The organism is Candidatus Methylomirabilota bacterium, assembly GCA_028870115.1.
In the GTDB taxonomy this organism is placed as follows: domain Bacteria; phylum Methylomirabilota; class Methylomirabilia; order Methylomirabilales; family Methylomirabilaceae; genus Methylomirabilis.
The window spans coordinates 1-22797 of sequence record JAGWQH010000095.1 but is presented as its reverse complement, the minus strand read 5'-3'; the positions used below and the strand labels follow the sequence as shown (position 1 = coordinate 22797).

Here is a 22797-nt window from a genome sequence, read left to right as displayed (position 1 = left end):
GTACGAAGCGAGCACCTCTCGGCTGAGGAGATTGAGTTTAGGCGGTGGCGGGCCGACCGGTGGATGAAGCTTCGCCACCTGCCGGCCGTGTTCTGGCACAGCCCACTCTTCGTGCTCCGCAATACGCCAAGGATGATCGCCCACACCTTTCGCGGCAGCACCCTCAAGTCGCTGCTGGGACTCGAAGACCCACACCAGGCCTTCGAGCGCTATCGCGCCATCCGCCAAGCCGAGCGCGAGTATCTGTGATCCCGCGTACGAATTTCATGCGTTCCAGATTGCTTCCTGTCTCACCAAGGGAAGTCATATGCCTGGCTCCACTTTTGTACACAGAGAGGATGTTGAATTTAGGCCACTACTCTGCTAAGCTTAAGTTAATAAACGCGGGGAGCGTTGTAGCCGAATGTGGGGAGGTTCTGCTAAACGCTCCCGCATTTACCGTTACTAATATTAAGGTGCATATGTGGGTTTGTCGAAAAGGAAACAGAGTAAGATTACACCATGGCAGGGGGATACGATGCGTAATGGACGGTTTAACGCCAGAACTTTAATCACAGTTGCAGCGTCCTGTTTGATCCTTGGAGTTCTGATCACGGCCTCATTGAATCTGGTCCCGCTCACAAAGGCCACGACTGCCCAATTCTGGACGGAAAAACGAGAGAGCGGGCTGTTTAGTTCGAGTCAGATCTCGGATGGTAAGCTCTGGGTCAAGTTGGCGAAGGAACTGACTCCCGCCGTGGTGAATATCAGCACCACCCAAGTCATCAAGGGAAGGGGCGTCCCCTCTCGCAGCCCTTTCGGTGAAGACGACCCCTTCAACGAGTTCTTCAAACGGTTCTTCGGCGACCAACCCAGGCAGTTCAAGGCGACGAGCCTGGGATCCGGATTCATTATCAATAAAGACGGCTATATCCTGACAAATAACCACGTAGTCGAGAACGCCACGGATATTACCGTTAAACTGGGTGACAGCCAAGAGTTCAAGGCGAAGCTGATCGGGAGAGATCCGAAGACTGATATCGCCCTCATCAAAATCGAGGCCTCCAATCTCCCGGTGATCCCGCTTGGTGACTCGGATAAGCTGGAAGTCGGCGAGCCGGTCATGGCGATCGGCAATCCATTCGGTTTGAACCAGACGGTTACCACCGGCATCGTCAGCGCCAAGGGCCGGTTCATTGGCGAAGGCCCATATGACAACTTCATTCAGACCGATGCGTCGATTAACCGAGGCAACAGTGGCGGACCGCTGATCAACACCAACGGCGAGGCGGTGGGAATCAATACCGCCATCTTTAGCCCAACGGGCGGTTCGATCGGGATCGGCTTCGCGATTCCCATCGATATGACGAAGGAGGTCCTGCCCCAGTTGAAAGAGCGTGGGCAGGTTACCCGAGGATGGCTTGGCGTGGCGATCCAGCCGATTACCCCTGACCTGGGTAAGAAATTCTCCCTCAAGCAGGCGAATGGCGCCCTGGTGTCGGATGTTATGGAGGGATCACCAGCCGAACACGCCGGGGTCAAACAGGGGGACGTCATTGTGGAGTTCGATGGCAAGAAAGTCAAGACCTCCACTGATCTGCCTCACATCGTGGCCAGCACCCCGGTGGGAAAAGAGGTCCCCATGAAAGTCATCCGTGATGGGGCTGAACTTACGCTGCAGATCAAGGTTGGCCAGCTCAAAGAGGAGCAGGTAGCGGCTATGGCGTCGTCCTCTCCGAAAACGAAGCTGGGCATTGATATTCAGGAGCTCAATCCGACGCTCTCTCGTAAATTTGGATTGAAGGGTGAGAAAGGCGTTGTAATCACGGAGGTTGAACCTGATAGCCCTGGTGACGCGGTCGGGTTGCAACCCGGGGATCTGATCCTGGAGATCAACCGGGTAAGGGTGACGACGGTAAGCCAGGTCAGGCGGGTCTTGGAGAAGACCAAGCCGAATGAACCCACACTACTTCTGGTCAAGCGGGACGGTGGGACGCGCTATGTGGTGATCGGATCCGAAGGGTAGGCGTATCGAGCTTTCGAGTTATTTGATGGGTAGGCTTTCGCATAGCATATGAGAAGAAAGCCTGCCCATCTTTTTTTGGTAGCATCCGAACATCAAGCAAGAAGGTTAAGACAGTTTTGAGCCTCCGTGTAAACGAGATTTTCTACAGTATCCAGGGAGAATCGACCTATGCCGGGCGGTCGTGTGTCTTTGTCCGCCTGACCGGGTGTAACCTTCGGTGCCGGTGGTGCGATACGGCCTATGCGTTCCACGAGGGTGAGCCACGCTCGGTCGAGCAGGTACTGGAACAGGTACGGGGCTATAAGTGCCCACTGATCGAGATTACGGGGGGAGAGCCGTTGATGCAGGAGGAGGTGTACCCCCTGATCGATCGCTTGCTCCTTGAGGGGTACGAAGTCTTGATCGAAACAGGGGGAAGCCTCAGTGTTGATCGTCTGGACCACCGGGTGGTCAAGATCCTGGACCTCAAAGCCCCGGGAAGTGGGATGGACCCTCACAACAATCTTGATAATCTCCGGTATCTCGGCAGGAAGGACCAGATCAAATTCGTTGTCGCGGATCGCGGCGACTACGAGTGGGCTAAGCACGTAATGGCAGAGCACGCCTTGGCCGAAAAGGCCCAGGTTCTATTCTCTCCGGTATTCGGCGAGTTGCATCCTGGGGAACTGGCGGAATGGCTCCTGGCTGATCGACTCGACGCCAGGCTGCAGATTCAGCTTCATAAGTACCTTTGGGATCCCAGTCGGCGGGGGGTGTAGTGAATAAGCGCGCTGTCGTCCTGCTGAGCGGTGGGATCGACTCCGCAACGGCAGCCGCGATGGCGAAGGAAAGGTATGAGCTTTACGCCCTCACCTTTCGCTACGGCCAGCGTCATGCGCGCGAGGTGCAGAGCGCGAAGCGAGTCTCGGCCGCCCTTGGCGCGTCGCAACACCTGATCCTTGACCTCGACCTTCGACAAATCGGGGGTTCGGCGCTGACCGCTGACATCCCGATGCCGAAGAGCCGCGGGCTGGAGGAAATCGGGACCGGCATCCCTGTCACTTACGTCCCCGCCCGCAACACTATTTTTCTCTCGTATGCGCTGGCCTGGGCGGAGGTGATCGGTTCGGAAGACATCGTTCTTGGGGTCAACGCGATCGACTATAGCGGGTACCCGGATTGTCGTCCGGAATATATCGCGGCCTTCGAGCGGATGGCGAATCTGGCGACCCAGGTTGGCGTTGAAGGTAGATCCAGGCTCACCATCCATACCCCGCTGATCCACTTGTCCAAGGCCGAGATTATTCAGCGAGGCACTGCCCTTGGGATCGATTTCCAGCTCACCTGGAGCTGCTACGACCCGACTCCGGATGGACGGCCCTGTCGCGCCTGTGACAGTTGTATTCTACGGGGAAAAGGCTTCGCCGAAGCCGGCATCCCCGATCCAGGCCCTACTGCCTCGTGTGGGCCGCCTTTTGAGCGGTAGCCATACGGTACGTGACTCATGGCGCGAGTCCATCGGCCTCGGCCAGATCGCTCGGCCCCCGAGGAGCCTTCTGAGGAATCCGCGTTGCGGCTTTCTCCTCCCAGGCCGCATCCTCTCCAGTAAAATATTTGAGCCGAACTTTTTTGAATTCCCGCACCGTCCACAGCATAGCGTAATTGTCGATCCCCGTCTCCCGTCTGATCGCCGCAACTGTCTCCTCACATTCTCCGCGGCTCTTTTGATGAACCATCGTAAAGAGCGAAAACGGCCATTCCGGAAAGGTGGGACGCTGATAACAATGGCTGACTGCGCGAAACTGCGCCATCTGTTGCCCTACGCTCTCTACCTTTTCTTCCGGCACCGACCACGCCGCCATGACGTTCCCGGTGTAGCCGGCTTTGCGATGGTGTAAGATCGCGGCAAACCGACGCATAATGTGCCGTTGGAGAAGTTCGCGAGCACAGGCCAACATCGCCTCAACGCCCAGTCCGCACTGCCTGGCGGCCTCAAGAAACGGCTCCTCTGCAAGCGGCAGATCATTTTGAAGGATCCGTACGATCCGGCGCTCATCAGAATCTAAGCCGCGCTCGGAATGACCATTACCCGCAAAGACATGACCCTCTTCCTTGCGCACGCCTGCGCCATCAGCATCCATATCCAGACGGACCCCGATCTTAAAGATTCTGAGCGCCGGAAAGAGCCGTGCCGCGTCAGCGCCCGTATCTCGCGCCAACGCGGCCACGCTGGCTTCGAGCCCCAGCCGGCTCTCGGGGGCGATGGCAAGGGTGAACCATATATTATACGGGCAACACGCATTGACACCGGAGGAGTCAGGAAGCGTATACTGTCGAAGATAGTTGTGACTTACCCCGGGATGAGTGTTAATCAAGGCGGCCGCCTCGTCAACGCACTCCTCACGTACTCGGAAGCCCACAAGCGATGACCGATAGCCAAGACGCGACGTATCGAAGATGGCGCCGATGTTTCGGATGAAACCTTCGGCCTTGAGTCGGGCAACGCGCCCGAGCACATCGTCTTCGGCAAGGCCCACACCTTCGCCGAGAGCGCGGTAGGGGCGCTCTACCAGCGGGATACCGGCCTGTATCGCGTCCAGTAGTTTGCGGTCAAGTACATCCATCTCGAGCATTCACACCTCTTATCACATCCCGAATTTGTGCGCCCGATTGGCGAAAAAGATCCCGGATGGATGATCCGCCGGAAACTCCTTCAGCACCTGAAAAGTCGCCGTATCGTACACAACGACCTTTCCGCCGTCCATGAGAGAGACATATGCGGCTTCTCCCTTAGGTGTAAACTGCGGATGTGTGGCCCCTGGCCCGGGATTGAGTGTTTTGATAACCTTCATGCTCTCAACGTCAATGACATCGATTAGGTCCCCGTTCTTGCCGATAATGTCCACCCAGATCTGACGTCCGTCAGGCCGTGCCACGGTGTAAAGTGCGGTGCCGCTGATCGGTATGGGAGGAAGCGGCGTCCAGTCGAGCGCCGAATAAACTAAAACTATCTCCCGCTTAAGCGCAGGAAGGAAAGCCAGCCTTCCAGCAAGCGCCCAGCCTTTGAGATGTGGAATTTTCCACAGCGGGACCTCGGGACCTTTGCCTTGCTCGGTAAGAATCGGAACGACCCGATCAAGCTTCCACGTATCGAGGAGTCCCATCCAGTTCGAGTCCAAAAAGCCCACGAGGTAGTAGCGCCCATCCGGAGTAATCAGGGCATCGTAGGGCACCTTCCCGATATCCGTAAACTTTCGGATGACCGGAAACTCCTTTTTCCCTGCATCCACGACCCATATGCTGTTGGCGTCCATCAGGGAAAAAAGAAGAAGGTTTCCCGGAGCGTCGACCAATCCCACTACCCGGGACGGCAACCCCTTTCCGCTCGCGTCCGTGCGCAGCGCCGGGATCGTTTTCACCAGATCCAACGTGTCGGCATCCAGAATGCGTACCTCGCCGGGAATATAATTGCTTAAGGCCACGTATTTCCCATCTTGGCTGATCACGCCGCCGACGGACGATTTTCCTGCGTTCACCTGCTTGACGAGCTTGAGAGTCAAAAGGTCGATCTTCGATACTTGGGCCTCGCGACCGATGACGTAGGCGTAGCGCGCGTCCGGCGAAAACTTTACTGTAGCATGGGTGAGGTTGCCGAGCCCGGAAACCCGCCCCAGCAGCTCGTGGCGGGAGGAGTCGATAACGAGGACACTGCCGGCTTGTCGCTCGATGACGACCACCAACGATGCCGTACCCCAACGCCGCTCTTCAGCACTCGATTGCAGGGGCAGACCAAGCGCCAAGAGAATGAGAAAAACCTTAACTGCGAACTGACGAATACGTGCTTGCACAGCTATCTTCCTTTCCATCCGACGAGATCCCCAACTCCTCGTCACTCAGGTAGCAGCAAGGATCGGAATCCCACAGGTCCCCGGTCGTTGCCTCCGCTCTTACTCTCGAGTTGCCGCCGCAGAGCTCAAGATACGGGCAACGAGCGCAGCGACCCTTGAGAACGTGACTACGATCTTTCAGGACGCGCATGATCGGATCAGCGGTATCTTCCCAGATCCCCGCAAAACTCCTCTCACGGATATTGCCGAAAGAGTAATGCCTCCAGAACGGGTCGGCATGGACGTGTCCGAGGCTGTCGATACACGACAGCGAGATGCCGGAACTGTTCCCCCCTCGGCGTTTCAGGAGGCGGAACACCGATTCCGACTGCGCAGGGACTGAACTTCGCATCTTCAAGTAGAGGTAGACGCCATCGGCATCGTTATTGCCGGTGGTCACTTCGATCTTGAAACCGCGGCGATGAAAATCTACACCCTTCTGGATGAGATAATCGAGTGCGGCTCGCTTTTCCTCAGGCAAGAGATCGTCATGGATGAGTCCCGCGCCTCGTCCCGAATAGACCAGGTGGGCGAAGTAGAGACGGTCCAGGTTCTCCTGCTCCGCCAGGTCACACATCGCCGGAAGATCAGGGAGGGTCCGGCGGCAAAGGGCGGTCCGCACACCAACTTTGATCCCTTCATCGCGAGCATATCGCAGCCCTTGTAGCGCCAGCGCAAACGAGCCATCCATTCCTCGAAAACGATCATGTACCGGGCCGATTCCATCCAGACTGACGCCGACATAGGTAATACCGGCACGCCTCAACCGCTTCGCTGTCGCAGCGTCGATCAACGTCCCATTCGTTGACAGCGCGCAACGTAATCCCAGATCCTTCGCATACCCTGCTAGTGTGTAGAGATCTTCCCGAAATAGCGGATCGCCACCGGACAGGATGAGCATCGGGATCTTATAATCGGCCAGATCAGCGATCAACCGCTTCCCTTCATCGGTCGTCAACTCATCGGCGTAGGCGCGGTCCTGCGACTGGCTGTAGCAGTGCAGGCAATGGAGGTTGCAGCGTCGCGTTAGATTCCAGATAACCACCGGTCTTTCGACAGAGGGCGGCAGAGACGATTCATCTTTCCGCTTCGGAGGTAACTGGGAGCCTCGAACCGGCCCACACAAAAGCTCCGTGATTCTCAACATCGTCTATAACCCAGGGTCGACTACGCCTCCTGGTGATATCTCGGCCATATGTTGCTCAGGAAGCCCACCCGGCCCTCATTCCAAACGCCAGCCGGCGAGCCCGCATTATTGGTCAACCTATAACACATTACGGCAACGTGAAAGACCGCCAGGGTGAGCTATTTGAGACTCACCCTGGCGGTCCGGTTCTCTATGCGCAACCCCGATTAATAAATATCGTGTACCGTATTATAGACGTTGAACTTACCTGTCGGCGTGATGATGCGCGGATCATCGATCCTGTTCTTCACTTTTAGCGTCTTATCGTCATAAACAACGATCTCGCTCTTGCCGTCTTTTCTACCCCACACGCTCACCCATACCTCGTCTCCGGCCTTGTTGTACTCGAAGTGAACGGCGCGCCCTTTGTCTGATACCTTCCAGCATTTCGTATCTTTTTCTGGATGTTCTTTTTCGAAAACGCAGACGCTCTTTTGAATTTCCGGATCACCGTTCAGGGCGTGGTCCACCCAGACCCACTTGCTCTTCGGGTTCGTCTTGATAAACAGGCCACCGCCTCCCAGGGTCTTGATCTCCCTCACCTTTTTCCACGCATACTCCTTGTGCTTGGCCGGATCGGTGCCGTACACGGCAACTTTACCTTCGCCGAGATGCGGTGTGCCATTCACCGGACCGAATTTCGGATCGATCCAGTTGGCGCCGCGCCCCGGATGAGGCTTGATTCCGGATTCGAAGATCGCCTCCAGCTTGCCTTTCTCGACGTCGATGACAACCACCTTGTTCGCCATGTTAGCCGCTACCATGAAGTAGCGTTTGGTGGAATCCCAACCGCCATCGTGCAGAAACTTCTCGCCTTGGATCTGGGTCATTCTAAGGTTCTTAAGATCCGAGTAATCGACCAGCCAGATCAGCCCGGTCTCCTTGATGTTAATAACCCACTCAGGCTTGAAGTGCGACGCCACGATCGAGGCGACCCGGGGCTCTTGATGGTACTCCATCGTATCATAGGTCATGCTCCGGGTGCTGACGACTTTCAACGGTTCCAGCGTGGCACCGTCCAACACGATGAACTGCGGTGGCCAATAGCACCCAATAACAGCGAGCTTGTCCGTGAAGTCGCCGAGCTTGCCTTTATACTTACTCGTGTCAATGGAGCGGGCATCGCTGCATGGCTTTACCTCTGCGACCTTATCCGGAACCTTCATCCACAGATCGATCATTGTCGCTCGACCATCGCGGCCGATGGTGTACACGTACCGCCCTGAAGCGGACATGCGCGAGATATGGACCGCAAAGCCGGTCTTGACAATGTTGACAATCTCCTTGGTGTCGCCGTCGATGATGGCCACCTGGCCGGCATCGCGCAGGGTGACGGAGAAGAAGTTCTGCCAGTCGCGGTTGTGCTCGGGCTTTGTGGGTCGCTTATCGGGCGGCACGATCAGGTTCCAACTTTTCTTCATCTCCGCCATGGGCAGCTCGGGTGGTACGGGCGGATCCTGCTGAATATAGCGGGCCATCAGATCGATTTCACCCTCCGAGAGGATTCCCTGCCGACCCCAGTCCGGCATACCGCCCCCCGTACCGTTCGTGATAAACGCTTTCAGAACCGGCGTTGTTAACGCGCGGGTTTTCTCAGGCAGAAGCATCGGGCCCGTTGCGCCTTTTCTTAAGACCCCGTGACAGCCCGCGCACCGATCAAAATAGATGCGCTTGGCCGACTCAAACTCAGCGGGCGAGATAGGTGGAGCCGGCGGAAGTGTCGGCGCGGCAGGCGCCTGCTGCGCCTGGGCCGGAACGATCCATAGCATCCATAGCAACAGAGCTGATAACGCCAACTTCGTTTTGGTCGCCATACTACTTCTTCTCCTTTCGTCGAATGGTGTCCCCATGACCTTCATGGTCAGCGCTCTCTGATTTGACATCGATCGTGGTCCAGAGATGACTAAAAGACGCTCGTAATGCTAAACTGTGTGTTTCTGTGACTGGCAGGGTTAGCCACCGCATTCCACAGCTACATCGGGTGCCACTATCTCACTGCCAGCGTCTCCTTTTTATCTCACTGCCAGCGTCTCCCCGTCAAGAGTTTTCTTCAGCCAAATCGGACAGCATATTTCGGTTGAAAGCGTCTGGACAGCAATGGTAGGGTAAGCACAGAGCGATACGTCGTTATTCGGCAGTTGACGAGCGTGAGAACGCGAAAGCGGGAACAGGCGAGTCATGGAGACGCGAGATGTTTGAGACCATCGAATGGACGTCGGCAGGCACGGTCCGGCTCCTGGATCAGCGCCGGTTGCCGGTAGAGGAGGTATATGTCGAGTGCCGCGATATGGCGGCCGTAGCGCACGCAATCCGGTCCATGCAGATCCGCGGCGCCCCTGCGATCGGCGTAGCCGGTGCAATGGGTCTGGCGCTAGCGGCGCAGACGATCCGGGCAAACACCTTCGAAGAGTTTTTCACGGAGCTGTCGCGTCATGGCGAGACGCTGCGCCGGACCCGCCCCACGGCCGTGAACCTGGCATGGGGGATCGAGCGGATGCAGCGATGCGCTGAGCAGCATAAGGCCCTCCCGATCGCCGAGCTCGTCCAGACCCTCATCCGGGAGGCACAGCAGATCCGAGAGGAAGACATCCGGGATAACCGGGCGATCGGCATGTACGGCCAAGGGCTGATCCCAGATGGGGCCGCCATTCTTACCCACTGCAACGCCGGCGCCCTGGCCACTGCGGGTTATGGAACCGCCCTGGGGGTTATCCGCGCGGCGCACGCGGCCGGAACCAGACTATCAGTGTGGGCCGGCGAGACGCGACCGTTCCTGCAAGGCGCCAGGCTGACTGCCTGGGAGTTGCAACAGGACAACATCCCGGTCACGCTCATCACCGATAATATGGTCGGGCACCTGATGCAGCGGGGCGAGATCGATCTCGTCATCGTCGGGGCTGACCGGATCGCCCGCAATGGCGACGTGGCGAACAAGATCGGGACCTATACCCTGGCCGTCCTGGCGCAGGCGCACAGGCTCCCGTTCTATGTCGCGGCGCCCCTGTCCACCCTTGACCTGTCGCTTCGAGATGGCGAGGCGATCCCGATCGAGGAGCGCGATCCCGAGGAGGTGACCAGGTGGGCAGGTGTCCGGACCGCGCCAGTGGGGGTCAGGGCGAGAAATCCCGTCTTTGACGTGACGCCGCATCGCTACATTACCGCTCTCATTACCAATCGGGGGGTGGTCCGGTCCCCTTATGATTCTGGCCTGGCTGCGCTGACCGGACCTGCTGCCTTAGCTCCATGAGGCCCGCCACGCCGGTGCGCTGCCGGATGCAACCGGTTGCCTGGTCTCGCTTAAAGACGGCGGGAATAATATTTCTGCTGATGCTGCCGGCGCCGCTATGCGCCGCCGCCTCACCGGAAACGTCGGCCGCACTCCTATGGCGGGAAGCGCTCGAGCGCATCGACACCAACGATGACCAGACCGCCGTACCTCTCCTCGACGATCTGCGCCACCGCGAGGGCTTCTCCAGGGCGCACGAGGCCCACTTCCTCCTGGGTGTGGCACTGTACAGACAGAAGCGGTGGCAGGAGGCTGCCGACGCATTGGAGGCGTCCGCAACGTACGTGCCGTTGCTGAGCGACTACGCCCTGTACTATGCCGCGTCTGCTTGTCAGACCCTTGGCCTGAACTCTCGAGCTCTGGCGATGCTGTCGCGTCTGGTTCACGAGCACCCGGAGAGCCTGCTCATCGAGCGAGCCCGGCAAGAGCGCGCACGGCTCTATCTCGATGCGAATCAGCTTGCGCAGGCCGAGGAGGCGTACCAGGATTACCTGTCTCACGCCTCGAGCGAGTCCAGGCGGCGAGAGGCGTCACTCGCGCTGGCAGAGATCGCCCTCAAGACAGGCAAACGACGGGAGGCTGAAGCGCTGCTACGCGAGCTGTGGCTCAAGTGGCCGGCAACCCGGGAGGCCGCGCGAGCCGGCGAACTTCTGACCTCGATGGCGGAGGTACCGCCCTTTACCGCAGACGAGCAGTTCGAGCGAGCGCTTAACCTGTACCGTAGCGGCCAGTTCGCTCAGGCAATTACCGCGTTTTCGCCGTTCTTCAGTGATGACTCGCCCCCCTTCGACAGGGCTCAGGACAGGTTTGCCTCCCGTGCAAGACTGTGGAGCGGCATCAGCTACTTTCAACGCCGGGACTATCGCCAGGCCATCAGCCTCCTGTCGCCCCTGGGGCGGGATCACTCCCTTCATTCGGTGGAAGCGCTGTACTGGATTGGGCGAGGCTATGCCAGAATTGACGACCGGGAACAGGCCATTACGACATGGACCCGCCTGGTCGATGCCTATCCGAACAGCCCCTTTACCGCCGAGTCGCTCTACCTGATGGCGCTCCAGCACAGCAACGATGACAAACCGAGGCTGGCAGTACGGGCGCTCAATCGGCTTCTCAAGGATTACCCATCGAGCCGGTTCGCTGACGCCGCCCTCTGGGCTCGGGCCTGGATCCATTATCGACAGTCGGCGTTTACGCAGGCGCTTGCTGATCTACGACGACTGCATGCGAGGGGCGCGTCAGATTCGCGGTTTCAGATGCAAGCGCTCTATTGGCAGGGACGGGTCCTTGAAGGTCTGAAAAGGAGGGGGCAGGCAGTAGAAACGTACCGGAGGTTGCTCAAGGCCCACAGCGACGAGGACTATTACGCCGAACAGACGCGTCGCCGCCTCCGGACCCTGAACCGAAAGGCTGCGCAAGCCGTCCTGCCCGTTACGAGTGACGAGTCACGAGGTGGGAGGCAGGAGGAGGCAGGAGCGCCTTCACCCTGTACCTTATCCCAGCAATCCTGCGCTGTTGAGACGGCAAAAGCCAGACTGCTCAAGGAACTGAAGCTGCGAGAGGAGGCATCGGAGGAGTTCCGGGCCCTCGCAGGACGGTATGCGGCCGACCGCGGAGTCCTATATGAAGCCTGTAGCGCCTTGCTCGACTTGGGTGATCTCGAAAAGAGTGTGTGGATCGCAAAACGCCTGCTTCGCCCGCTGTACGCGCAGACTCGGCCCGTAGAGCCGATGCCGAGGTATTGGGAGTTCCTCTATCCGCTCGGGTATTGGGGGCTGGTACAGGAGCAGAGCGCGCGTTATGCCATTGATCCATACCTGGTGGTAGCGCTGATCCGGGAGGAAAGCGGGTTTAGCGAACGGGTCGTATCGTCTTCCGGGGCTGTTGGGCTGATGCAACTGCTTCCTGCGACCGCCAACGGCCTGGTCAGAGCTGCGGGAAGACCGGTCGAGTCGGTCAAGCTCGATGTGCCAGCCACCAATATCCCGCTTGGCACTCGATACCTGGCCTCGATGATCGAAGAGTTCAAGGGCAACTGGGCCAAGGCCTTAGCGGCGTACAATGCCGGGCCGCACCAGGTGCGCCGCTGGTTGGAACAGTCGGGGGATCGGGCTGATGACGAATTCATTGAGGAGATCCCGTTCGCAGAGACAAGAGCGTATGTGAAGCGGGTCCTCGGCAGCTATTACCGCTATCGCGCGCAGTACAGCGCAGACAAAGGCGGGGTGTAGGGAATAGAGTGCGGGGTGGACAGAGATGACGCTAACAGGCAAAAAGATTGTACTGGGCGTAACCGGAAGCATTGCCGCCTATAAGGCTGTTGAGTTGGTGCGGGCGCTCACCGCGGCGGAGGCCAACATCCGGGTCGTCATGACCGTATCAGCCCAGCGCTTTGTCACCCCCCTGACCTTTGCCACTCTCTCCCGACAGGCGGTAATGACCGACCACGCAGCGCTGGATGACCAGGCCCAGATTCAGCACCTCGCTACTGCGCACGAGGCCGACCTGCTCCTGGTCGCCCCGGCCACAGCCGGCAGCATCGCAAAGTTTGCCCATGGGCTTGCCGACGATCTGCTGAGCGCCCTCTTCCTGGCCTGCACGCGACCGGTTGTCCTGGCGCCCGCCATGGACGCAGCCATGTATCGCCACCAGGCCGTTCAAGAGAATCTCACGCGGCTGCGGACCTGGGGAGTGCGTATGGTAGGGCCCGCGACGGGGAAGTTGGCCTCGGGGGTGTGGGGTCCCGGCCGTCTGGCCGAGATCGACGAGATCATGCAAGTCGTGATTGAGATACTCCGCCCGCAACGTGACCTGAGCGGCGAGGTGGTCCTCGTCACCGCCGGCCCGACGCGTGAGCCGCTCGATCCGGTCCGCTACCTGAGTACCCGCGCCTCCGGCAAAATGGGGTACGCGTTGGCGGCGGAGGCGGTGGCGCGTGGCGCCCGCACTCTACTGGTCAGTGGCCCGACTACCTTGACCCCACCCGCGGGGGTCGAGTGCGTCCAGGTCGAGACCGCCCTGCAGATGCGCACGGCGGTGCTGGACCGGCTGGCTGAGGCCACGATAGTGATCAAGGCCGCTGCGGTCAGCGACTATCGTATCGCGCAGCCGGCGGACGCCAAGCTGCCGAAACAGCAGGTACCCCTGATGCTGGAGTTGGTGCCGAATCCGGACATCCTGCACGAGATCGGCGCGCAAAAGGGCGCGCGGATTGTCGTCGGCTTTGCGGCGGAGACCGGTGATCTCGTGCGGCGGGCCCGCCACAAGCTGGCGGCCAAACACCTCGACATGATCGTGGCGAACGACGTAAGCCAAGAGGGGGTCGGTTTCGCTTATGAGACCAATCAAGTGGTTCTCCTCGATCCTAATGGAGGGATCGACGAACTCCCGCTGCTTTCCAAGCGAGAGGTGGCGCGGCGGATCCTCGACCGTGTAGTTGGTCTGCGGCAGCAAAAGACAGGGGGTAACGTATCGTGTTGAGGGTATAGCTGAGATGGACGAAATAGCAAGTAGTGAGATTGACGAACTCCGCGACCTGATCAGGCAGGCTCGTGCCCACGTGCGCCGGCAGCAGCTCATAGGGGTAGAACGCCTGCGCGTCGCGTGGCCTGAGCGCCTGAGGGGGCACCCTGAACCATCCCCGGCACTCACCCAGGTGCGGGAGATGCTGGGGGAGTGCATGCGGTGCAAGCTGCACAAGGGTCGGAAGACTATCGTCTTTGGGGTCGGCAACCCGCAGGCCTGGCTCCTCTTCGTGGGGGAGGCACCCGGGGCGGACGAAGACCAACAGGGCGAGCCGTTTGTAGGAAAAGCGGGGCAATTGCTGACCCGGATCATCGAGGCGATGAAGCTGACCCGCGAGCAGGTCTATATCTGCAACATCGTCAAATGTCGGCCTCCGGCCAATCGTAACCCGGAGCCTGATGAGATTGCCGCATGTGAGCCGTTCCTGCTCGCGCAGCTTCAGGCTATCCAGCCGAAATTAATCTGCGTGCTGGGTACCGTTGCGGCTCAGACGCTCCTGCGTACCAGGGAGCCGATCTCGAAACTACGCGGGCGGTTTTACGACTATCATGGAATCCCAGTCCTGCCTACCTTCCACCCCGCCTACCTGCTGCGTAACCCGTACGAGAAGAAGACGGTCTGGGAGGATATGAAGCTGCTCCAGCGAGCATACGAGAAACTCAGCAAAACGTGACCCCTTGCCTCAGCGCCAGATTTCTCTTGACGGTCGGATCAAGATAACACAACTTAATACACAGCATCCTAAGGAGGCGTGACATGTTCAAGCCTGGATGGTACACGTGGTGGTTCGGCGGCGTTATGAGTCTTGTGGTCGCCCTGTCTCTCTCTTTCTCTGTTCCTACTGATGCCGGTTTGGTTTCCGGGCGCGTCAATGATACAAAAGGAACATTTCAGCCTGGGGGAAGTTTCCGCGTAAAAGATTCATCGGGTAAAGTGGTTAAAGATTCCGTGAAGACGGATGAGTCAAAAGGATACAGCCTTTTCCTGCCCCCCGGTATCTACACCGTGGAGTTCAGCGATGGTCGAAGTGCAGTGATCCAGAGCCATCCGGAGCCGATAAGGCAAGACATTCATTTGAAGTAAACGCTAAGGGGAGGCCATGTCAAGCGGTCGAGAAGGGGGTTCGAGTCGCATTCTGCAGGTGATCGATACCTTAGCCAAGCTTGCCACGCCTGCCGCAGTGATTGTCGCGGCATGGGTAGGCGCTCGCCTTGCGAACTCTTTTCAAGATCGAATGACTCAGACCACGTTAAACAGCCAGCGTCAGATCGCGGGCACCACACTGCTCAGTGAGCGGGAGAAGGCGGAAAGTGAGCTGCGAGCCACCATGTTTAATAGTCTCATTAATCCGTTCATTGGATCCCAGAATGGGGAGCGAATTTCCGTCGACCGGGAACAACTGCTGGTGGAGCTTCTCGCTCTCAATTTTCACGAGCACTTTGAATTGAAACCGTTATTCGAACGTATAGACAAGAGACTCGCCGGAGAGGGAAGTCAAGAAGCGCGTAACGCTTTGAGATCGATTGCCGATCGAATTATTGATCGCCAGACAGCCGCACTGAGTAAGGAGGGAAGCAGCAACAGCCCAAACGGGGAGGGGGCAAGAATTGATATGTTGACTATCGCGGAGCCGCCGCTGGACCCCCGCCAGAAGGCAGTCTTTACATCACTCGCAGCCAACGAGCAGCGACCGTTTCAGGTTGTCGGAACATTGAAGGAACCGATCGAAGACCTGAGATCGCCGGATGGGGCCCAGAAAGTGACGATCGTCGTCGAGGACGCTGATTGGGCCAACCAGATGTTTAAGGTCCAGCTGCTTGCTATCGGCACGAAGTCGGGATCGGTGAACTCCAATACCGCGTTTACGCTCAGCAGGTTTGATTTTCCGCTTACAGACAATACCCTCTTTTCGGATGGTAACCGCATTGCCTTGGCTGTCTCCAGTATTCGCGTCGTTGGAGGACTCAAGAGTGTGGCCATCAAGTTGATCTGGTTCCCAAAGAATTATTTTACGCCTCGAGAAAGGCCCCTCGACAACGATGAGTTCCTGAAACTGGTGGGGAAGAACACATAAGGTGTGGATTGAGTGGGACATGAGAAACCGCTGAACGCCTGTAAGCCGATTGCAAAGAAGGATGAATGCATGACGCCCGGGCGTGACTATGGAAGAAAGGGGGAGGAAGGGATGACCGGAAGGGTGCTCGTCCTTATCGGTGCAGCGCTAAGTTTGGTTTTCACTACGGGATGCCGGAGCAAGGCCGATCTCAATCTCAAAACCGTCACCGTAAGTTCTTCATCCGTGTATTGTCTCTTCGATCCATCCTGCAAGGTGACCATCACCGGGAGCAGTACCACGCTTATCCCGATGCAAGTCGGAGGTAAGGCTTTCCTCGAGTCCCGCACCTTCGTGGGCAAGCCCGGTACCCCGGCAAGCGGTCTGTACGGGTATGAGTACCGGATTGATCTCGAGAAGGCCACTGAGACTACGGTCGATGTCGAGGAGGTTGGCAAGGTCCAGTACATGCCTTGCCTGCGATCGATAGTATTTGACTTCGGTCCTGTCATCGACACCCTGGATTACAATGGCGATGGCCAGGCCGGCGATCTGATTTATGTCGTTACGAGCGGCGGTCCGGGAAGGATAGGTCTCGGACCCGTAGAGCGGTTTCACGGTAGGCTGACGTTTAACTTCGACTCCCCCGTCTGTGTCGGGAGTTCTGACCGACAAGGCGACAGCACCTTCTTCTTTGGCTTGGTCTCCGCACAACCGCCGAGGTCCGTCGACACAACGATCATGGAGACAGGTGGCTTAGGTTCAGCATCGCCAAAAATGAAGAAAAATATTAAATATCACGTAAACGTCTATGCGCCCCAAGTAGGCACCGGAGGGTAGGCTGGATCGTTTCGGAAGTCTCCGAGATCAATCTCGTGACCGAGAACCGACGACGGTTACCGATCGTCGGTTCTCGGTCACGATCCTTTACAGGTAAAGGTCGTCTCGGCTATAGTCTGGGCATGGCCACTGAAGTTGACCGTCTTCTCGCTGATATCGCGCTGCCGGTTCCACCACGAAGAGTCCTGACATATACCATCCCACCGCTCCTACAGAAACAGGTTGAGGTCGGCGAGCGAGCCCTCGTCCCGCTTGGTCCTCGCCTGGTGACCGGGTATATCGTTGGTCTTCGCCCTTTCGGACCAATGGATCCTGCGGATCTCAAGTCGATCGACGCGATCCTGGACCCAGAGCCGCTGCTCGATCACCATGTGCTGGAGCTGACGCGCTACGTCGCGGGCTATTATCTGACGTCGTGGGGGCTGGTGATTCGAACAGCCTTGCCGCCCGGGATCGATCGCGGGACGGTTCGGACCGTCGAGCTCATCGAGTCGCCGGACCTGTCCCTGCATGTTGTAAGCGAAGAGCGTCTCATCCAAGAAGCCGACAAGCTCGGCCCTCTCCAGCGGCAGATGCTTACCACACTGCAAGTACGACGCGGGATGCCGCTTTCATCCCTCAAACGGCGATGGCCGGACGCAGAGGTTGATCGGCTTGTCAGTATGCTGGTCAGACAGAATCTGGCTCGGGTGGAATACCGCGAACGCCTGCCCTCAGTTCGGCCTATCGTTCGACCCCTGCTCAGCCTGGCCGTCGACCGCGCCGCGGCGGAGGTCGAGTTGGCCGCTCTCCGACACCGAGCACCGCGACAGGCTTCGCTGCTTGATCGCCTGCTGCAATCCGGCTTAACGCTCACAACTGCGGAAGCCTCAGTCATCGCCGGCGCCTCCGGGGTTCGCGGTCTTATCGCCAAAGGCTTCATCCGCCGTACCACAGAGGCGATCGAGCGATCCCCCTGGGAAGAGGCTGCGGTTGACACGGGCTCCTGGCCAGAACCTAACTCGGCCCAGCACACAGCGATTAATGGGCTCCTGGAGGGACTGTCCTCGCACACCTTTTTCCCGGCGCTGCTCCATGGCGCAACGGGGAGCGGAAAAACCGAGGTCTATCTGCGAGTGATCGGCGAGGTGGTGCGACACGGAAGACAGGCGCTCGTCCTGGTTCCGGAAATCGCCCTGACCTCTGTCACGGCAGATCGATTCCGCTCCCGCTTCGGCGACCGAGTTGCGCTGCTCCACAGCGGCCTCTCGCCGGGCGAGCGGCTGGATCAGTGGCGCCGAATCAAGCGCGGGAAGGCCGATATCGTCGTAGGCGCGAGGTCTGCGGTCTTCGCGCCCCTCTCCCGCCTTGGCCTCATCGTGGTCGATGAGGAGCACGACACCTCTTACAAGCAGCAGGATGAGCCGCGCTATCATGCAAGGGACGTGGCATTAATCAGAGGACAGATGCTTGGGATTGCCGTCCTCCTTGGTTCCGCAACCCCAAGCTTTGAAAGTATTCACTACGCCAAGGAAGGGACCTACCGACTGTTCCTCCTTCCGGATCGGCCCTACGCCAGACCGCTACCCTCGATGGCACTGATCGACATGCGTCAAGAGAGTGCAAGACGCGAAGTGCGAGGCGCTCCGCTTATTTTCTCGCATCCGCTGGCTGACGCGATCAAGGAGACGCTGAGGAAAGGAGAGCAGGTCCTGTTGTTCGTCAATCGACGAGGTTACGCCAGGGTGTTGCTCTGCCGCGAGTGCGGCTTTACCTTACGGTGCCCACATTGTAGCGTCTCGCTTATCTACCATGCGGTCGATACCAGGATGCGTTGCCACTACTGCGATTATCGAGAGCGGCCGCCGGCACGTTGTCCTCGGTGCGGCGGGGTCGCCTATGGATGGCTCGGATACGGAACGCAGCAGGTCGAGGCTGCCGCTCGACGTCTCGCTCCAAATACATCCATCGTCAGGATGGATCGCGACACCACCAGAGGGCGGCAGGCGCACCGGCAGATCCTCAGGGGCATGCAGCAGAGGCGAACGCAGATTCTTATCGGGACGCAGATGGTCGGAAAGGGGCACGACTTTCCCGGAATTACCCTGGTGGGCATCCTCTCCGCCGACTCCTCGATGCAGATCCCCGATTTCCGAGCCGGCGAGCGGACCTATGCGCTGCTTACGCAGGTGGCCGGACGGGCCGGTCGTGGGGATCGCCCAGGCCAGGTTATCGTCCAGACCTACAACCCGGAGCACTATTCTATCCTCGCAGCCCGCAATCAGGATTGCGAAACGCTGTACCAGATTGAGCGGCCACTCAGGAAGACGCGTGGCCTTCCGCCCTTCGGCTTCCTCGTCCTGCTCGTGGTTGCCTCTTCGCACGAGGGGCAAGCGCAAGAAAAAGCTGAGCGACTCGCCGGCCTTCTCCTGGAACGAGCCGTTTCGTCCCTTGCCGTCGAGGGGCCCGCGCCGGCGCCGCTCTACCGACTGAAAGGACGCTATCGCTGGCAGATCCTCGCCAAAGGGTCTGACCGGAATATGTTGCACCACTGGGTCAAGGAGACGATTACACTACTTCCGCCGTCGGTACAGGCTGCGATCGAGATCGATGTCGATCCGGTCGATCTGTGTTGATCGTGTAGTAAGCAGCATTCGGCTTTCCTCGTTGATTGTGAAGAGCTGAGCCTTCACCGATTGTCTTTTAAACGGTGATGTATTACAGTAGCAGCGCCATGACCGGAATGATGACACAGCGGGAGACAGACGTGTGGCTTCGTGAAGGCGAATCTCCGGATGACCTTGGGATCTCAGGGCTCAAAGTTATTCGCGGTCTTACGGGTTTCCGCCATTCGATGGATGCGCTGTTACTGGCACAGTGGGCCGCGCCGCGATCCACCGACCGGGTGCTTGATCTCGGCTGTGGAAACGGCGCCATCACCTTCCTGCTGGCTCATCGGCATCCGGACCTTCGCATCACCGGGCTTGAGGTCCAGCCGGCTTTGGCCGACCGGGCCCGGCGGGGAGCGCAACTCAATGGTTTGCGAAACCGCATCGAGATCGTGGAGGGTGACCTCCGCCGGATTACGGGACTGCTGCCGGCGGCGCGTTTTGATATGGTTCTCTGCAACCCACCGTACCGAGAAATCGCCAGCGGTCGCCTCAGCCCGGACCCAGAGATCCGACAGGCCAAGCATGAGCTGACCGCAACCCTACAAGAGGCGGTTGCGGCCATCCGATACGTGCTTGCCCCCAAAGGACGGGCGTGTCTGATCTATCATGCCTCGCGGCTTGCCGACCTGTTGAGCGGTCTCAGGGTGATGCGGCTGGAGCCGAAGATGTTGCGCCTGGTGCATTCCTATCCTGGCGCCAAGGCAGAATTGAGTTTGGTGGAGGCGCGACGAGACGGACGTCCTGGCCTGCAGATTCTCAGCCCTTTGTTCGTCTATCAAGCGCATGGCGGCCCTTTATCGCCGGGCATGGAAGCTATCTATCACAGTCTGGCCACCTCCGACGTACGGAGAACAGTCGCGTGAATCGACACATCATTGCCCTTGCCCAGATTAACCCCGCCCTCGGCGATCTGGAGCGCAACCTTGCCCTGCATGAGAAAACGGCTGAAGAGGCGATCAGCCGCGGCGTCGGCCTGCTGGTCTTTCCTGAACTGAGCCTGACCGGATACTTCCTCAAGGATATCGTCTCATCCGTAGCCCTTCCCTTGACCAGTCCTATCCTCGGCAGGCTCAGAGATCTGAGTCGCCGCATTGATCTCGTCGTTGGGATGGTTGAGGAGTCGCCTGATTTTCTCCTCTATAACGCCGCCATCTACCTCTCAATGGGTGAGATTCAGCACGTCCACCGCAAGGTCTACTTGCCCACGTATGGGATCTTCGATGAGCAACGGTATCTGGCGGAAGGTGGCCGAATCAGGACATTTCGCTCGAGGATCGGCCGGTCTGCGATCCTGATCTGCGAAGACATGTGGCATCCCTCGGCGGCGTGTGTGGCCTCCCTTGATGGGATGGAGATCCTCATCGCGCCGTCTGCCAGTCCGGGTCGCGGGGGTCCGGAGGAAGGTAAAACCTTTACGAACGCCAGCGCGTGGGAGACGATTAACCGAGCCTACGCCCAGCTCTTTACCTGCTATGTCCTCTACGCGAATCGAGTCGGTTACGAGGATGGGGCCTGCTTTTGGGGCGGCTCAGAACTGATCGCCCCCTCCGGCGAGTCGGTCGCCAAGGCGGAGTATCTTAGCGAACAGATCCTGGTGGCCGAGATCAATTCCACTGAGATCCGGCGAGCGAGGATAGTGAATCCGTTGCTTCGAGATGAGCGACTGGATGTTACGCTTCGAGAACTGGAACGCATCAGGCGGGAGGGAACCAGGTGATCGGTCTCTCCTTAAACTGCAAATTTATCCAAAAGATCCTGACCGGGTTCATTGTCAACGAGGTCCAAAAGGCCGGGTTCAGCAGGGTCGTGGTTGGGCTTTCAGGCGGTGTAGATTCAGCGCTATCCGCGTATCTCGGGGCCGAGGCCATGGGCGCCGAGAATGTCTATGCCCTCCTGATGCCGTACCGAACCAGCAGCCCGGAGAGTCGAGAGCACGCCGAACTCGTGGTGAAGCAACTTCACATCCAGTCGGACATCATCGACATCACGCCGATGGTAGACGCCTACTTCGAACGATTCCCCGAGTCAGATCACGTTCGCCGGGGCAATAAGATGGCCCGCGAGCGGATGACCATCCTCTTCGATCATTCAGCCAAGCTTAAGGCCTTGGTCCTCGGAACCAGCAACAAGACAGAACTGCTGCTGGGATACGGCACACTGTATGGCGATATGGCCAGCGCCATCAATCCGCTGGGTGACCTGTACAAGACTCAGATCCGGCAACTGGCACGCCATATGGGCATTCCGGAGGTCATCGTCGGAAAGGCGCCCAGTGGCGATCTCTGGGTCGGGCAGACCGATGAGGCGGAGCTGGGCTTTACCTATGAGGAGGTCGATCGGGTCCTCTATCTGATGGTAGACCGCCGCTGCGAAATCCCTGAACTCATTGCGGCCGGCTTCGACGAGCGGTTCATCAGAGCCGTTCTCGCTAAGGTCCAGGCCTCCCAATACAAGCGGCGCCCTCCCCTTATCGCCAAGATATCCGCCCGCACCATCGACCGTGACTTCCGCTATCCCCGCGACTGGGGCAAGTGACCCGGAGCGAAAAGCAACACCCCCCAGCACAACGCGATCGTTGTACTGAGGGGTGTTGGAGTGAAGTGTGATGTACCTACCTAGTAGATCCTCAGATTAGAAGGCCTCGTCGCCGGCCGCCCAAGCCTCTCGCTCCTTCGCCTTCTCCTTGTCGTAGATGGTCCATTCGCCTTCCTCGACTGCGGCGGCCTCACGGACCATCCGGGTGCCCCTCGACAGAATGAAATAGGCCAGAGGCAATACACCGCCAAACAGGAACACGGCGCCACCGATCGTGCGCATCCACGTCAAGGTGATCCATACGTTATCCGTTACGTGCGCCTGCGCTCGAGCAGCCCAGAGGCCTTGCTTGAAGACGGTCGCAACCTGGTACAAGCCGACCGGGAACAGATCCAACATCATCATCAACACCAAGCCGACCTGCAGGCACCAGAACACACTCTTGATCAGCTTCTCATTCCAGGCAGAGCGCTGGAACAGGTGTTGGCAAGCAAACAGCATACCGGCAATCGCGATGTTACCCTTCACGCCGAACATGGCGGCGTGCGCATGGTTGCCGGTCAGGTAGGTGCCGTGCTCATAGTAGTTGACGATCGGCAGGTTAATGAGTGAGCCGAAAACGCCCGCGCCGAAGATGTTCCAGAAGTTGACGGCGAGGATGAACGTCCAGACGCCGTCCATGACGAAGCGCTGCTTGCCCTCGGCCAGGGCTTCGTGGGCCTTGGTCCGCTCCGTCCGCATCTTCCAGGCGTCCAGGGTGATCAAGAGCAGCGGCAGCACCTGCATGGTGGAGAAGACGCTGCCCAGAGCGATGATCCCTGTCGGCTTGGCGATCCAGTAGAAGTTGTGGGAG

General features: G+C 58.7%; 20 protein-coding genes. 15 read left to right on the top strand and 5 right to left on the bottom strand.

What is annotated here, in order from left to right; translation table 11 throughout:
• From KGL31_10370 to queC, 4 genes are all read left to right on the top strand, one after another.
• Positions 1–249: hypothetical protein (locus KGL31_10370; GenBank protein MDE2322303.1), on the top strand; the 249-nt coding region annotated here is incomplete at its 5' end.
• Positions 250–517: 268 nt separating this feature from the next.
• Positions 518–2005 carry a DegQ family serine endoprotease gene (locus tag KGL31_10365; GenBank protein ID MDE2322302.1) on the top strand — a complete coding sequence of 496 codons (1488 nt, stop codon included), beginning with the start codon at positions 518–520 and terminating at the stop codon, positions 2003–2005.
• Positions 2006–2121: 116 nt separating this feature from the next.
• Positions 2122–2763 carry a radical SAM protein gene (locus tag KGL31_10360; GenBank protein ID MDE2322301.1) on the top strand — a complete coding sequence of 214 codons (642 nt, stop codon included), beginning with the start codon at positions 2122–2124 and terminating at the stop codon, positions 2761–2763.
• Positions 2763–3470, top strand: coding sequence for a 7-cyano-7-deazaguanine synthase QueC (queC, locus tag KGL31_10355; protein ID MDE2322300.1), 708 nt, complete (start codon positions 2763–2765; stop codon positions 3468–3470). Before KGL31_10360 ends, queC begins: the two co-directional genes overlap by 1 nt.
• Positions 3471–3486: 16 nt before the next feature.
• Here the strand turns inward: queC and KGL31_10350 are convergent, their stop codons facing one another.
• The 4 genes from KGL31_10350 to KGL31_10335 all read right to left on the bottom strand — a co-directional run bounded on the left by KGL31_10350 (position 3487) and on the right by KGL31_10335 (position 8871).
• The gene (locus KGL31_10350; protein ID MDE2322299.1) at positions 3487–4617 is read right to left on the bottom strand and encodes an AsnC family transcriptional regulator; all 1131 of its coding nucleotides are present in this window, start codon (positions 4615–4617) and stop codon (positions 3487–3489) included.
• Between the two features lie 12 nt (positions 4618–4629).
• Entirely contained in the window at positions 4630–5832 is a 1203-nt protein-coding gene (locus KGL31_10345) for a protein nirF (GenBank protein ID MDE2322298.1), read from the bottom strand.
• Positions 5801–7018 (bottom strand): radical SAM protein, encoded by a 1218-nt coding sequence (locus KGL31_10340; GenBank protein MDE2322297.1) that lies wholly within the window; start codon positions 7016–7018, stop codon positions 5801–5803. Before KGL31_10340 ends, KGL31_10345 begins: the two co-directional genes overlap by 32 nt.
• A 206-nt stretch (positions 7019–7224) precedes the next feature.
• Complete coding sequence (locus KGL31_10335) at positions 7225–8871, bottom strand: c-type cytochrome (GenBank protein ID MDE2322296.1); 1647 nt, start codon at positions 8869–8871, stop codon at positions 7225–7227.
• Positions 8872–9248: 377 nt separating this feature from the next.
• On the opposite strand from KGL31_10335, the gene mtnA reads away from it, so the two are divergent.
• The 11 genes from mtnA to KGL31_10280 all read left to right on the top strand — a co-directional run bounded on the left by mtnA (position 9249) and on the right by KGL31_10280 (position 21944).
• Positions 9249–10304 (top strand): S-methyl-5-thioribose-1-phosphate isomerase, encoded by a 1056-nt coding sequence (gene mtnA, locus KGL31_10330; GenBank protein MDE2322295.1) that lies wholly within the window; start codon positions 9249–9251, stop codon positions 10302–10304.
• Between the two features lie 80 nt (positions 10305–10384).
• Positions 10385–12571 (top strand): transglycosylase SLT domain-containing protein, encoded by a 2187-nt coding sequence (locus KGL31_10325; GenBank protein ID MDE2322294.1) that lies wholly within the window; start codon positions 10385–10387, stop codon positions 12569–12571.
• Between the two features lie 25 nt (positions 12572–12596).
• Entirely contained in the window at positions 12597–13820 is a 1224-nt protein-coding gene (coaBC, locus tag KGL31_10320) for a bifunctional phosphopantothenoylcysteine decarboxylase/phosphopantothenate--cysteine ligase CoaBC (GenBank protein ID MDE2322293.1), read from the top strand.
• 13 nt (positions 13821–13833) lie between these two features.
• The gene (locus tag KGL31_10315) at positions 13834–14538 is read left to right on the top strand and encodes a uracil-DNA glycosylase (GenBank protein ID MDE2322292.1); all 705 of its coding nucleotides are present in this window, start codon (positions 13834–13836) and stop codon (positions 14536–14538) included.
• 83 nt (positions 14539–14621) lie between these two features.
• Positions 14622–14948 carry a carboxypeptidase regulatory-like domain-containing protein gene (locus KGL31_10310; GenBank protein MDE2322291.1) on the top strand — a complete coding sequence of 109 codons (327 nt, stop codon included), beginning with the start codon at positions 14622–14624 and terminating at the stop codon, positions 14946–14948.
• A gap of 16 nt (positions 14949–14964) precedes the next feature.
• Positions 14965–15939 carry a hypothetical protein gene (locus tag KGL31_10305; GenBank protein MDE2322290.1) on the top strand — a complete coding sequence of 325 codons (975 nt, stop codon included), beginning with the start codon at positions 14965–14967 and terminating at the stop codon, positions 15937–15939.
• A 111-nt stretch (positions 15940–16050) separates the two neighbouring features.
• Entirely contained in the window at positions 16051–16758 is a 708-nt protein-coding gene (locus KGL31_10300) for a hypothetical protein (protein ID MDE2322289.1), read from the top strand.
• A gap of 122 nt (positions 16759–16880) precedes the next feature.
• Positions 16881–19373, top strand: coding sequence for a primosomal protein N' (gene priA / locus KGL31_10295; GenBank protein ID MDE2322288.1), 2493 nt, complete (start codon positions 16881–16883; stop codon positions 19371–19373).
• A gap of 98 nt (positions 19374–19471) precedes the next feature.
• On the top strand, positions 19472–20272 hold the full coding sequence (locus tag KGL31_10290; protein MDE2322287.1) for a methyltransferase domain-containing protein: 801 nt from the start codon (positions 19472–19474) through the stop codon (positions 20270–20272).
• Positions 20269–21126 carry a carbon-nitrogen hydrolase gene (locus KGL31_10285; protein ID MDE2322286.1) on the top strand — a complete coding sequence of 286 codons (858 nt, stop codon included), beginning with the start codon at positions 20269–20271 and terminating at the stop codon, positions 21124–21126. Before KGL31_10290 ends, KGL31_10285 begins: the two co-directional genes overlap by 4 nt.
• A complete protein-coding gene (locus KGL31_10280) occupies positions 21123–21944 on the top strand; it encodes an NAD+ synthase (GenBank protein MDE2322285.1) in 822 nt (273 codons plus the stop codon). The genes KGL31_10285 and KGL31_10280 overlap by 4 nt, the downstream gene beginning before the upstream one ends.
• A gap of 96 nt (positions 21945–22040) precedes the next feature.
• On the opposite strand, the gene KGL31_10275 is transcribed toward KGL31_10280, so the two are convergent.
• On the bottom strand, positions 22041–22797 hold a 757-nt coding region (locus tag KGL31_10275; GenBank protein MDE2322284.1), incomplete at its 5' end, for a cbb3-type cytochrome c oxidase subunit I.